This window comes from Cognatilysobacter terrigena (assembly GCF_004361065.1).
Taxonomy (GTDB): domain Bacteria; phylum Pseudomonadota; class Gammaproteobacteria; order Xanthomonadales; family Xanthomonadaceae; genus Cognatilysobacter; species Cognatilysobacter terrigena.
Genome location: NZ_SELT01000024.1, coordinates 14,602 through 26,461, shown reverse-complemented (window position 1 = coordinate 26,461; position 11,860 = coordinate 14,602). Strand labels below are relative to the sequence as shown.

Genomic DNA, 11,860 nt, shown 5'->3' with positions numbered 1-11,860 from the left:
CATGGCCCCCATCGACGCCTATCTCGACGAACTGCTCGGCGCGCAGCCCGCGCCTGCCGCGGTGGCTGCTGCTGCGCTACCGACGCCCTCGACAGCGACCGACACCGACGCTCCGCCGCACATGAGCGAGGCGAAAGCCGTCGCCGCAATCGAATTGACGGGGGATGTGGACGCATCGCCGGTCATGGCCTCCGCGCACGTCGCCGAGTCCGTTGCCGCGTTCGAGTCCGTCGCGCCGGTTGCACGTGCGACGTCCGTCGACCCGCCGGTCGTGCATCCGGCGCCCGCACCGTCGCCCGCGCGCGCTCTGCCGTCGCTCGAAGCCTTCGCCGCGACGACGCCCATCGCGCCGATTCCGCGCGTGCCGGTCGCCGCAGCGCCCGGCCGCGCACGCACGGCGACCGGCGGCAATCGCTGGCTTCGCGTCTGCGTGGGCCGCGATTCGTATGCGTTCGAACTGCTGCGCGTGCAGGAAGTGGTGCGCGTCGCGCCGGTGGTGGCCATGCGCGGCGCTGCGCATTCGGTGCTGGGCGTGATGAACCTGCGCGGCCGCATCGTGCCGGTGTTCGATCTCGGGTTGTGGCTCGATGTCGGCGCGGTGCACATCGAGGAACGCTCCCGCGTGGTCGTCATCGAACGCGACGACGAACTGATCGGCGTGCTGGTGACCTGCGTGGAAGATGTGGTGTCGCTGGAGCGCGAGCACGTCGAACCGCCGCTGCTCGGCGCGGACCCGGGCCCGACGCTCGGCGTGGCGCGCGTGACGGACGCCCCGACGGTGCTGCTGGACGCGGACGCGCTGTTCGACTAATCGACTTCGCCTCGCTTCTCCCTCCTCGCGCGTTCAAGAGGAGGTCTGAAGGTTCACCGACCTCACTCGCAGTGGTTCTTGCTTCAGACGGCATCGACAGCCGATGCCAACCGTGGAGACCCCGAAGGGGCGGCCGACACGATGTCGGCCGTCGCCACCCGAGGCAGGATGCCGAGTGTGGCGATCCGGACAGTGCCGCCCGAGCGCGAGCTGTAGATTCGTCGAGGAGGGTGCTTTCTTTGGTTACTTTCTTTGCACCAGCAAAGAAAGTAACTCGGGCGCGCCAGCGCACGAAACGCCCTTGCCTTCGCTTCACGCGCCAAATGACGCGACCCGCGTCGCAGTCACGGACAACGAATGGCCGCCCCACCGCCGGCTGCGTGGCGGCGCGCGCCCCGCCCGCGCCACGCCCGCAACGAAGTGCGACGGCCCTCCCACAACACCCCCACTCCCCCCACCTCAAGTCGCCCGCGACGGGGCCGTTAAATCGGTCGTAACCCTTTCCGCGGCGAGGTGCGTCATGACCGAACTGAGCCTCCAATCCGATCTCGGCATCGAGCACGTGGGCGATCTGCAGCAGGTGCTGCTGCCCCATCTCGAAGACGACGAACCCGTTTCGATCGTCGCCGACCAGGTGCAGCGCGTGCATGCCGCCGGCTTGCAGTTGCTGCATGCGTTCGTGCGCGATCGCGCGGGCGCCGGTCGCCGCACTGTCTTCACCCTTGCATCCCCTGCCCTGGTCAACGCCGCGCGCCAGCTCGCGCTTGCGGTGAGCCTGGGTGTCGAAAACCCTCAAGCTGTAAACGGAGATATTGCGTGAGCGCGCAACTGCTGATCGTCGACGATTCCACTTCCATGCGGCAGATGGTCGCGTTCGCGCTGTCCTCCGGCGGCTTCAACGTCAGCGAAGCCGAGGATGGCCAGGCCGCGCTCGACATCGCGAAGACGCGTCGTTTCGATGCGGTCGTCACCGACGTCAACATGCCGCGCATGGACGGCATCGAGCTGATCCGCAACCTGCGCCAGCTGCCGGACTACCGCTTCACCCCGCTCCTCATGCTCACCACCGAATCCGGCCCGGAGAAGAAGCAGGAAGGCCGCGCCGCGGGCGCGACCGGCTGGCTGGTGAAGCCGTTCGATCCGGAGCAGCTGCTCGCGACGGTCCGCAAGGTCCTCGGCTAAGCGTCAGGAGTTGTCGTCCCCATGGACATGAGCCGGTTCCACGCGGCGTTCTTCGAGGAAAGCCGCGAAGGCCTCGACACGATGGAGTCCGGTCTCCTCGGCATGGAGGCGGGGCGTTCCGACGCCGACACGATCAATGCGATCTTCCGCGCCGCCCACTCGATCAAGGGCGGCGCCGGCACGTTCGGCTTCAAGTACATCAGCGACTTCACGCACGTGATGGAAACGCTGCTGGACGAAGCCCGCGCCGGCAAGCGTCATCTCGATTCCGCCGCGGTGAGCGTGCTGCTTCCGTCGGTCGACGTGCTGCGCGGCATGCTGCAATACGCCGAGAACGGCGGTGCGCTCGACCAGGCCGCCATCGACGCCAGCAAGCGCGAACTCGACACACTGCTGACCGGCGTCGCGCCGACGATGCCGACCGCCGCGGCCGCCAGGCCCAAGAGCGATGGCCCCGAGTGCTGGCGCATCAGCTTCCGCCCGTTCGAGTCGCTCTTCATGAGCGGCAACGACCCGCTGCGCATGCTGCGCGAGCTCGCCGACCTCGGCGCGCGCGACATCGTCTGCTTCGACGACACGCTGCCGAAGTTCGGTGCCTTCGATCCGGTCAACGCCTACCTCGGCTGGTCGTTCGAATTGCCCGGCACGGTCAAGCGCGCGGCCATTGACGACGTGTTCGCATGGGTCGAAGACCAGTGCGATCTTTCGATCGAAGCGGTCGAACCCCAAGTCGTTGAAGTGGAAGCCGCGCCGGCCGCGGCGGAAACGACACAGGCCGATCCGCATGCCGCGGCGGCCGGTGGCAGTGGCGCGGCGGAAAGCTCGATCCGCGTCGCGGTCACCAAGATCGACCAGCTCATCAACCTCGTCGGCGAGATCGTGATCACGCAGGCGATGCTGCAGCAGCGCGCCGACGGCCTCGATCCGGTCAAGTACGAAGGCCTGCTCGCTGCCATCAACCAGCTCGAGCGCAACTCGCGCGACCTGCAGGAAGCGGTGATGTCGGTGCGCATGCTGCCCGTCGACTTCGCGTTCTCGCGCTTCCCGCGCATGGTGCGCGACCTCGCGACGCGCCTGGGCAAGAAGGTGCGCCTGAAGACCGTCGGCGAGCAGACCGAACTCGACAAGGGCGTGATCGAGAAGATCGTCGATCCGCTCGTTCACCTCATCCGCAATTCGATCGACCACGGCCTCGAGCTGCCCGAGGATCGCCGCGCCGCGGGCAAGGACGAGACGGGCACCATCTCGCTCACCGCAATGCACCAGGGCGGCCACATCGTCATCGAAGTCACCGACGACGGCCGCGGCCTCAACCGCGACAAGATTCTCGCGAAGGCGATCGAGCGCAATCTTCCGCTCGCCGAGAATCCGACCGACGCGCAGGTGTGGGAGCTGATCTTCCACCCGGGCTTCTCCACCGCCGACAAGCTCACCGACGTGTCAGGCCGTGGTGTCGGCATGGACGTGGTGCGCAAGAACATCCAGGCGCTCGGCGGCAGCGTCGACATCCGCAGCGTGACGGGCAAGGGGTCGACGATGACTATCCGCCTGCCGCTTACGCTCGCCATCCTCGACGGCATGACCGTCGCGGTGGGCAGCGAAGTGTTCGTGTTGCCGCTCAACGTCGTCGTCGAATCGCTGCAGCCGAAGGATGACGAAGTCCGCACCATCGGCGGCGGCGATCGCGTGCTGCGCCTGCGCGACGACTACATCCCGATGGTCAACCTGTCCGAGCAGTATGGCCTCGGCCCGGGCACCTCCGCGATGCTCGACACGCCCGCGATCGCGGTGGTGGTCGAAAGCGAAGGCAAGCGCATCGCGCTGGAAGTCGACGAGCTCATCGGCCAGCAGCAGGTCGTGATCAAGAACCTCGAGTCGAACTACCGCAAGGTGGCCGGCGTCTCCGGCGCGACGATCCTCGGCGACGGCCGCGTCGCGCTGATCGTCGACGCCGACGGCCTCGCGCAGCACATCCGCATGAAGGACGCGGCGTAACCCGCGCAGTCACAGGAACGCATCATGAGCACCGAAACCATCCACGACGCCGCGGCCATCACCGACCACGAGTACCTCACGTTCACCCTCGGCAGCGAGGAGTACGGCGTGGACATCCTGAAGGTGCAGGAGATCCGCGGTTACGACCAGGTCACCCGCCTGCCGGGTGCGCCCGACTTCGTGAAGGGCGCGATCAACCTGCGCGGCCTCATCGTCCCCGTCGTCGACATGCGCCTGAAGTTCCAGCTTTCGAACGCGACGTACGACGACACGACCGTGATGATCGTGCTGAGCGTCGCCGGCCGCACGATCGGCATCGTCGTCGACGGCGTCAGCGACGTGCTGCGCCTCGAACCCTCGCAGGTCCGCACCGTGCCGGACCTCGGCTCCGCGATCGATCGCAAGTTCCTCACGGGCCTCGGCGTCGTCGACGAACGCATGCTCATACTCCTCGACATCGAACGCCTGATGACGAGCGAGGAGATGGGTCTCGTCGAGCAGGCCATCGCCGCCTGATCCAGCAGTCCCCTTTCATGCATGAGCCGCGGCGGCGACGTCGCGGCTTTTTTATTGGACGAAGCGACGGTATTCAGCGAAGACGGGTTGCTTAATCGACGCCGGCCGTAGTCGAGCGACGTGCGCAGCGATGCATCGGATTTCGCCATCGGTTTACAACGCGGCAGGTTCACTGCAATGCCGCACAGCACACCGATGACGTCGCATGCCGATTTTCCCCCGCTCTCCTGCATTCGATCGCGAACCCGAACTCGTCGTGCCCGTCGTGCAGGAAGAGCTGGAGGTCGGCAAGCAGACCGTGGACACGGGCGTCGTGCACGTCCGCACCGTCACGCAGACACACGACGAGATCGTCGACATGCCGCTGCAGCGCGAGGACGTCGTCATCGAGCGCGTCGCGATCGGCCGGCCGGTCGATGCGCTCGTCGAGGTGCGCTACGAAGGCGACGTGACCATCGTGCCGGTGCATGAAGAGGTGCTGGTGGTCGAACGACGCCTCGTCCTGAAGGAAGAGCTGCATATCCGCCGTCGGGTGTCGACGCTGCAGAGCACGCAGACCGTTCCCGTGCGGCGGCAGGACGTGGATGTCGAGCAGCTGACGAGTGCACAGCAGGCCGCGCAACGGCAGTCGGGCACGACGCTGCGCAACAACCCGCCGCTCTGATCCGACGTCTCTTGCGGGGTCGCGTCGATGCGGCCCCGCCCGACCAAAAAAAGAGGGCCGCTCGCGCGGCCCATCCAAGGGTATTTCGTGGCGATGCCACGCCAGCCCGCCTTGCGGCAGGCGGCGTCCGCAGCGCGGTATTACAGGGAGAAGCTCAGGCGAACCTTGCCCTTGCCGCCGCCCGGTGCGAACTGCCACTGCTTGACGGCCTTCACCGCCGACTGCTCGAACGTGCGCGTCGGCTTGGCGCTGACGACCGACACCGAAGCGACCTTGCCGGCCGGATCGACTTCGAACTCGACGTCGACATAACCGGTCGTACCGGCGCGGGCGGCCTCCGGCGGGTACGCCGGCTCGACGCGCTTGATGGGCGTGAGGTCGCCCGCCTGGGCCGGCAGCACGGCACCCATGGCCAGTGCGATCGCGAACGCGAAGGAACGATTCATTGTTTTTCTCCTGACACGGATGACGCGGCGCGTACGTGGCGCCGTGACCCCGACAACGGCCATACCGCTGCGTTCTTGAGCGCACCCGTCGCATTTCGTTTGCCGGATGCGCAGCTTCTTGATGCACATCCCATAACGCCGCCCGTCGGCCGCGATCCCGCGCCCGTGTTGAATTCCCGACGCGCCGGAAGTCCGACGCCGATCACTAAAGTTCAGCCCCGTGACGCCGATGACGCACGTAGCCGACCCACGAAGGGTCTACCGCCGAGGCTGTCATGCGTTTCAACTCCTCCTTCGCCGATCGGGCCCTCGCACCCGCCACGCGGCTGATGTCGAAGCTCCGCTTCACCCAGAAGGCCGTCGTCATCGGCGCCACGTTCGTGCTGACCTGCGCCGTGCTGACGGGCTTCATCGCGAAGTCCGCCTACGACGACATGTCCGCGGCGAAGCTGGCAGCCAGCGCATCGCAGCCCATCCATTCGATGGACAAGGCGATGATCGCGATCCAGAACCGTCGCGGTGTCGCGATGCGCCAGATCTACAAGGTGCCGGTTGCGGCGGGTGCGACGGAAGCCGCCGCACCCATCGTGGACAAGGCGCTGGCCGACGTCGCTGCGTGGCAGGACGATCGCCTGAGCGGCAAGCCGCTCGATCCCGCGATCAGCGCGTTCAAGGCGGCCTGGGCGAAGGCGCAGCAGCCGGAGAGCGATCCGACCAAGATGGCCGAGGCCCACACGGAGGCTTTGCGCCAGGCGCGCCTCCTCGTGAAGCAGATGGACGTCGCCAGCGGCCTCGCGCTGACGGACGATCCTGCGACCTATTACGCGAGCCGGTCCGTCGTCGAGTGGCTGCCGCTGCTCAGTGAAGCCGCCTCGCAGTACGGCCTGACCGCGGTGCACGTGCTGGGCGAACAGTCGATCTGGGCGGACGACCGCGCCGGCTTCGCGGCGTCCGGCAACATGGAACAGTTCCTGCTCGACCGCATGGAGCTCGACCACAAGGAACTCGGCAAGTACGACCCGGCGAACGCCAAGAAGGCGAACGGCCCGATGCAGGCCGCCATCGCAGCGATCAACGGCAACAAGGCGTTCGTGCAGAAGAACGTCATCGACGCCGAGACCCAGGACATGCCGATCCCGGCCATGGCCTCGAACAACGAAGCCATGCGCAATGCCGTCGCCAAGGCGATGGACGCGATGTTCGTCTCGCTCGACGACACGGCGGCCGACCAGGTGGCCGCGCTGCGCACCAAGACGCTGTCCGTCATCTTCATCGTCATCCTGTCGCTGAGCGTCGCCGCGTATCTGTTCCTGGGCTTCAGCCGCAGCACGCGCGAATCGCTTGCCAAGATCAAGAATGCGGCCGAGCTTCTCGCCGTCGGCCAGTTCCCCGAGAAGGTGGGCGTCGACAGCCAGGACGAGCTGCGCGTCATCGGCGACGGCATCGAGAACGCGGTGAGTGCGCTGCGCGGCTTCGCCAAGGCGCAGCAGCAGATGTTCGAGCAGCACGAGGCCGGCAACATCGATCACCGCATCGATGCGGACCAGTTCCCGGGCTCGTACGGCGTGATGGCCGACGACCTCAACACGCTCGTCGGTTCGCACATCGACGTGCAGAAGAACGTCATGGATCTCGTCGGCCAGTACGCGCAGGGTGACCTGTCGCGTGACATCGAGCGCTATCCGGGCGAGAAGGCGCGCATCACGCAGTCGATGGATGCCGTCAAGGCCGGCATGCTCAAGGTGACCGGCGAGATCAAGACGCTCGTCGATGCGGCCGTCGCGGGCGACTTCAGCAAGCGTGGCAACGCCGACGCGTACGACTTCATCTATCGCGACATGGTCGCCGACCTCAACACGCTGATGCAGTCCGCCGACCACGGCGTGCGCGAAGTGGGCTCGCTGCTGGCCGCGGTGTCGGATGGCGACCTCACGCAGCATGCGGACGAGAACCTGCCGGGCCAGTTCGGCGACCTCGCGCGCAATGCGAACCGCACCGTGCAGCAGCTGTCCGGCATCGTCGGCCAGATCCGCATGGGCAGCCAGCTCATCAACACCGCCGCGGGCGAAATCGCCTCGGGCAACAGCGACCTGTCGGCGCGTACCGAACAGCAGGCCGCGTCGCTGGAAGAAACCGCCTCGTCGATGGAAGAGCTGACCAGCACGGTCCGCCAGAACGCCGACAACGCGCGCCAGGCCAACCAGCTCGCGATGGGCGCGGCCGACGTCGCGCAGCAGGGCGGCACCGTGGTGAGCAAGGTCGTCGACACGATGGGGGCGATCAACGCGTCGTCGCGCAAGATCGTCGACATCATCAGCGTCATCGACGGCATCGCGTTCCAGACCAACATCCTCGCGCTCAACGCGGCGGTGGAAGCGGCGCGCGCTGGCGAACAGGGCCGCGGGTTCGCGGTCGTCGCCTCCGAGGTCCGCTCGCTCGCGCAGCGTTCGGCGCAGGCGGCAAAGGAGATCAAGGGCCTGATCAACGACTCGGTCGAGAAGGTCGGCGAAGGCACGCAGCTGGTCGACCAGGCCGGCCAGACGATGCAGGAGATCGTGACGAGCGTGAAGCGCGTCTCCGACATCATCGCCGACATCTCGGCGGCGTCGCAGGAACAGACCAGCGGCATCGAGCAGGTCAACCAGGCGATCCTGCACATGGACGAATCGACCCAGCAGAACGCGACGCTGGTCGAGGAAGCTTCGGCCGCCGCCCGCTCGCTCGAGCAGCAGGCCGTGCAGCTCGTCGAGACTGTCGCTGCCTTCCGTCTCGACGAGGCGCAGGCCGAAGTCAGCGCGGCGCTGGCCCGCGCGGCGGAGCCGGTGAAGGCGCACGCGCCGGTCGCCAAGGCCACGCCGGTCGCGCCGCCGAAGGCGCGTCGCACGGCCAAGGCCAGCGGCGAGCAGCATTGGCAGGAGTTCTGATCCACCTGCCCTGTCGACCCGAACGCCGGCCTCGTGCCGGCGTTCGTGTTTTCGGGACCGTGATGCGAACCGCCCGCGCTCTGTGATCGCCTCGACATCGACGCTGTCCGGTTTCGCGCGTCGACGTTCAAGTCGCTCCAGCCCATGCCGTTAACCCAATAGCGCGGGCCTGTGTCGCACGCCTGTGCAGGACGCCCCCACCGAAGGACCTCCATGGCGCTGATTCCCTCCCCTGCTGACGACGCCCTCGACGTGTCGTCGTCGCTCGTGCCGGGCTCGGCGCCGGATGCGCACGCGTGGGGCGACGAATTCGATGACCTTGCCGCGCTCGCCGCGCGCGTCGCCGACGCACCGTTCGCGTGGGTCGCGTTGTCGGATGGTGAAGCGCGTGCGCGCGTCGTGGCGCGCTTCGGACTCGATGCAAGCCTCGACAGCGCGTTGCTCGCGCTCGGTGCATCGCTCAGTTCGGAAGTGCCGCGCCTGACGGTGCCCGATGCGCTGGACGATGCCTGCTTCGTCAACGAGTCCGTGGTCGCCGGTTATCCCGGCATCCGCTTCATCCATGCGCAGGCGCTGCTGGGCGAGCACGGTCGCCACGTCGGCACGCTCGCCGTCGCCGATCGTCATCCGCGCGACGCGGCCGGTCGCGACACCGTGCAGACCTTGACGCGCGTCGCCGGTCTCGGCGAGCGACTGGTCGAACGCCAGCGCCTGCAGCGTCGCAATCGCATCGCCACGCAGATCATGCAGGCGGGCTTCAGCGCGATGATCGTCACCGACGAACACGGTCAGGTGACGCTCGCCAATCGCGCCGCCGAACTGCTGTTCGGCATCCGCGGCCGACGCATGCGCGGCATGCCGGTCGAACTCCTGTTTCCCACGCAGCTGCAGAACGACGCGCTCGCCGCGCATACGTGGCTACATGCCGAAGACGGCGATGCCCTGCTCGGGCGCGCGCCGCAAGTCCGCCTGCACGCCTTCGGCCCGAATGGCGATGTGCGCTCGCTCGAAGCGACGCGTTGCACGTGGCGCCTGGGCCAGGGCCATGGCAAGGCGATCATCCTGCGCGACATCACCGACGATCTCGCGCAGCAGGCGACGCTGCGCCAGCTCGCTCTGTACGACGCGCTGACGGGCCTGCCGAACCGTACGGCGCTGGTCGAAGCGCTGACGGCGCGTTTGGAGGCGACCGACACGCCGGTTGCACTCGCGCTGCTCGGCCTCGACAACTTCAAGACGATTAATGACACGCTCGGCCACGCGGCCGGTGACCTCGTGCTTCAGACCACAGCCGCGCGCCTCCGCATGGCGCTGCCGTCGAACGCGCAGGTCGGCCGTTTCGGCGGCGACGAATTCGGCGTGCTGTTCACCGACATCGACACCGTCGACCTGCCGGCACATCTCGAACGCATGCTGCATTCGGTCAACGAGCCGATGGAGATCAGCGGTACGCCGATGCATCTCGAAGCGAGCGTCGGCCTCGCCGTCCGCGAAGACCTGCACAGCGAGGACTCGCTGCCGAACGCGAGCGAGCTGATCGCGCGCGCCGACCTCGCGCTGTACAAGGCGAAGGCACGGGGCGGCCGCCAGTGGTGCCGGTACGACCTCGGCATGCGCCGCGAAGTCATCGATCGCCGCATGCTGGAAGTCGAGTTGCGCCGTGCGTTCGCGCGCGGTGAGTTCGAACTCCATTACCAGCCGCAGATCGACCTCACGAACGGCTTCACCTTCGGCGCGGAAGCGCTGCTGCGCTGGCGCCATCCGGAGCGCGGCCTGCTCTCGCCCGCCGCGTTCCTCGACGTTCTCGCGGGCAGCGCGCTCGCGAACGACGTCGGCCGTTGGATCATCCGCCAGGCCTGCCGCGACGCGGCCTCGTGGCCGGAAGTCGGCGGCCGGCGCATCGCCATCAGCATCAATCTTTTCCCGGGTCAGGTGCACGAAACCGACCTGCGCCACGACGTCGACGAAGCGCTGCGCGACACCGGCCTGCCGGCCGAGCAGCTCGAACTCGAAATCACCGAGACGATCGCCCTCAATCCGGACGACAGCGCGTCGCGCGCGCTGGCCGCGCTGCGCGACCGCGGCGTCAAGCTCTCGTTCGACGACTTCGGCACCGGCTTCGCATCGCTGTCCATGCTGCAGCGCTTCCCGATCGATCGCGTCAAGATCGACCGCTCGTTCGTGCGCGACATGCTCGACAACCGCGGCGATGCCGCGATCGTGCGCTCCATCGTGCTGATCTCCCGCAACATGGAACTGCACGTTACGGCGGAAGGCGTGGAGAACCACGCGCAGGCCGAGCTGCTGCGCGGCATCGGCTGCAACGCGGCGCAGGGCTTCCTCTACTCGCCGGCGCTCGCACCGCAGGCCTTCGAGAAGTGGCTCGCGGCGCAGACGTCCAACCCGGCCAATGCGCCGTGGCTGCAGCGGGAGCGCCAGGATGGCTGAGGCAACCCGCCGCCGGCGCGAGGACGCGCCGGTCGGCTCGGCGCTCGAACGCACATTCGAGTTCGACGATCGCGACTTCGCCCGCATCTGCAAGCTGATCCACCAGCGCGCGGGCATCGCGCTCGGTCCGCACAAGCGCGACATGGTGTACAGCCGCCTCGTGCGTCGCCTTCGCGCGCACGGCTTCTCGCGCTTCGGCGACTACCTCGACTTCCTCGAGTTCCGCGGTGATGCGGACGAGTGGCAGGCGTTCGTCAACTGCCTCACGACCAACCTCACCTCGTTCTTCCGCGAGGCGTATCACTTCGACGCGCTGATCACGCAGCTGCGCGAGGCGCATGCGCGCAAGCCGAACGGCGAACCGCTGCGTATCTGGTGCGCGGCGGCGTCGACCGGCGAAGAGCCGTGGTCGCTCGCGATCACCGCCTGCGAAGCCTTCGGCACGATGACGCCGCCGGTGCGCATCCTCGCCACCGACATCGATACACAGGTGCTGGAAACGGCGGAACGCGGCGTGTATACGCTCGATCGCATCGCCGACCTCTCGGAGGAGCGCAAGCAGGCGTTCTTCCTGCGCGGCAGCGGCCCGAATGCCGGCCAGTGCCGCGTCAAGCCGGCCCTGCGCGACCTCGTCGAGTTCCAGCCGCTCAACCTGCTCGACTCCACCTATTGCGTCGCGCCGGGACTCACGGCGATCTTCTGCCGCAACGTGATGATCTATTTCGACAAGCCGACGCAGTACCAGGTGCTGTCGCGCATGCGTCCGCTGCTCGGCGCCGAAGGCCGCCTGTACGCCGGGCATTCGGAAAGCTTCCACCACGCCGCCGACCTGTTCACCGGCTGCGGCCGCACCATCTACATGCCTCGCCGCTGA

10 protein-coding genes are annotated in these 11,860 nt (G+C 67.5%); 9 read left to right on the top strand and 1 reads right to left on the bottom strand.

The features are described from left to right. Position 1: 1 nt before the first annotated feature. From EVS83_RS12715 to EVS83_RS12690, 6 genes are all read left to right on the top strand, one after another. A complete protein-coding gene (locus EVS83_RS12715; protein WP_166636900.1) occupies positions 2 to 811 on the top strand; it encodes a chemotaxis protein CheW in 810 nt (269 codons plus the stop codon). Positions 812 to 1,331: 520 nt separating this feature from the next. Further along, positions 1,332 to 1,631: an STAS domain-containing protein gene (locus EVS83_RS15700; protein WP_166636899.1), complete on the top strand. Its 300-nt coding sequence runs from the start codon at positions 1,332 to 1,334 to the stop codon at positions 1,629 to 1,631. Further along, positions 1,628 to 1,993, top strand: coding sequence for a response regulator (locus EVS83_RS12705; RefSeq protein ID WP_133501413.1), 366 nt, complete (start codon positions 1,628 to 1,630; stop codon positions 1,991 to 1,993). The genes EVS83_RS15700 and EVS83_RS12705 overlap by 4 nt, the downstream gene beginning before the upstream one ends. 21 nt (positions 1,994 to 2,014) lie before the next feature. After that, a complete protein-coding gene (locus EVS83_RS12700; protein ID WP_133501412.1) occupies positions 2,015 to 3,988 on the top strand; it encodes a chemotaxis protein CheA in 1,974 nt (657 codons plus the stop codon). A 24-nt stretch (positions 3,989 to 4,012) separates the two neighbouring features. Then, positions 4,013 to 4,504: a chemotaxis protein CheW gene (locus EVS83_RS12695; RefSeq protein ID WP_133501411.1), complete on the top strand. Its 492-nt coding sequence runs from the start codon at positions 4,013 to 4,015 to the stop codon at positions 4,502 to 4,504. Positions 4,505 to 4,709: 205 nt separating this feature from the next. After that, positions 4,710 to 5,168 (top strand): YsnF/AvaK domain-containing protein, encoded by a 459-nt coding sequence (locus EVS83_RS12690; protein ID WP_133501410.1) that lies wholly within the window; start codon positions 4,710 to 4,712, stop codon positions 5,166 to 5,168. Positions 5,169 to 5,308: 140 nt separating this feature from the next. On the opposite strand, the gene EVS83_RS12685 is transcribed toward EVS83_RS12690, so the two are convergent. Then, complete coding sequence (locus tag EVS83_RS12685) at positions 5,309 to 5,614, bottom strand: energy transducer TonB (protein WP_166636898.1); 306 nt, start codon at positions 5,612 to 5,614, stop codon at positions 5,309 to 5,311. A 275-nt stretch (positions 5,615 to 5,889) separates the two neighbouring features. Here EVS83_RS12685 and EVS83_RS16095 point away from each other — a divergent pair, with 275 nt between their 5' ends. The 3 genes from EVS83_RS16095 to EVS83_RS12670 all read left to right on the top strand — a co-directional run bounded on the left by EVS83_RS16095 (position 5,890) and on the right by EVS83_RS12670 (position 11,860). Beyond that, positions 5,890 to 8,538 (top strand): methyl-accepting chemotaxis protein, encoded by a 2,649-nt coding sequence (locus EVS83_RS16095; RefSeq protein ID WP_246022945.1) that lies wholly within the window; start codon positions 5,890 to 5,892, stop codon positions 8,536 to 8,538. A 213-nt stretch (positions 8,539 to 8,751) separates the two neighbouring features. Next, a complete protein-coding gene (locus EVS83_RS12675; RefSeq protein WP_133501408.1) occupies positions 8,752 to 10,986 on the top strand; it encodes a putative bifunctional diguanylate cyclase/phosphodiesterase in 2,235 nt (744 codons plus the stop codon). Then, complete coding sequence (locus tag EVS83_RS12670) at positions 10,979 to 11,860, top strand: CheR family methyltransferase (protein WP_208108742.1); 882 nt, start codon at positions 10,979 to 10,981, stop codon at positions 11,858 to 11,860. The genes EVS83_RS12675 and EVS83_RS12670 overlap by 8 nt, the downstream gene beginning before the upstream one ends.

Coding starts and splice junctions, on each gene's coding strand:
- EVS83_RS12715 (WP_166636900.1), top strand. CDS start 2: ATGGCCCCCATCGACGCCTATCTCGACGAACTGCTCGGCGCGCAGCCC.
- EVS83_RS15700 (WP_166636899.1), top strand. CDS start 1,332: ATGACCGAACTGAGCCTCCAATCCGATCTCGGCATCGAGCACGTGGGC.
- EVS83_RS12700 (WP_133501412.1), top strand. CDS start 2,015: ATGGACATGAGCCGGTTCCACGCGGCGTTCTTCGAGGAAAGCCGCGAA.
- EVS83_RS12695 (WP_133501411.1), top strand. CDS start 4,013: ATGAGCACCGAAACCATCCACGACGCCGCGGCCATCACCGACCACGAG.
- EVS83_RS12690 (WP_133501410.1), top strand. CDS start 4,710: ATGCCGATTTTCCCCCGCTCTCCTGCATTCGATCGCGAACCCGAACTC.
- EVS83_RS12685 (WP_166636898.1), bottom strand. CDS start 5,614: ATGAATCGTTCCTTCGCGTTCGCGATCGCACTGGCCATGGGTGCCGTG.
- EVS83_RS16095 (WP_246022945.1), top strand. CDS start 5,890: ATGCGTTTCAACTCCTCCTTCGCCGATCGGGCCCTCGCACCCGCCACG.
- EVS83_RS12675 (WP_133501408.1), top strand. CDS start 8,752: ATGGCGCTGATTCCCTCCCCTGCTGACGACGCCCTCGACGTGTCGTCG.
- EVS83_RS12670 (WP_208108742.1), top strand. CDS start 10,979: ATGGCTGAGGCAACCCGCCGCCGGCGCGAGGACGCGCCGGTCGGCTCG.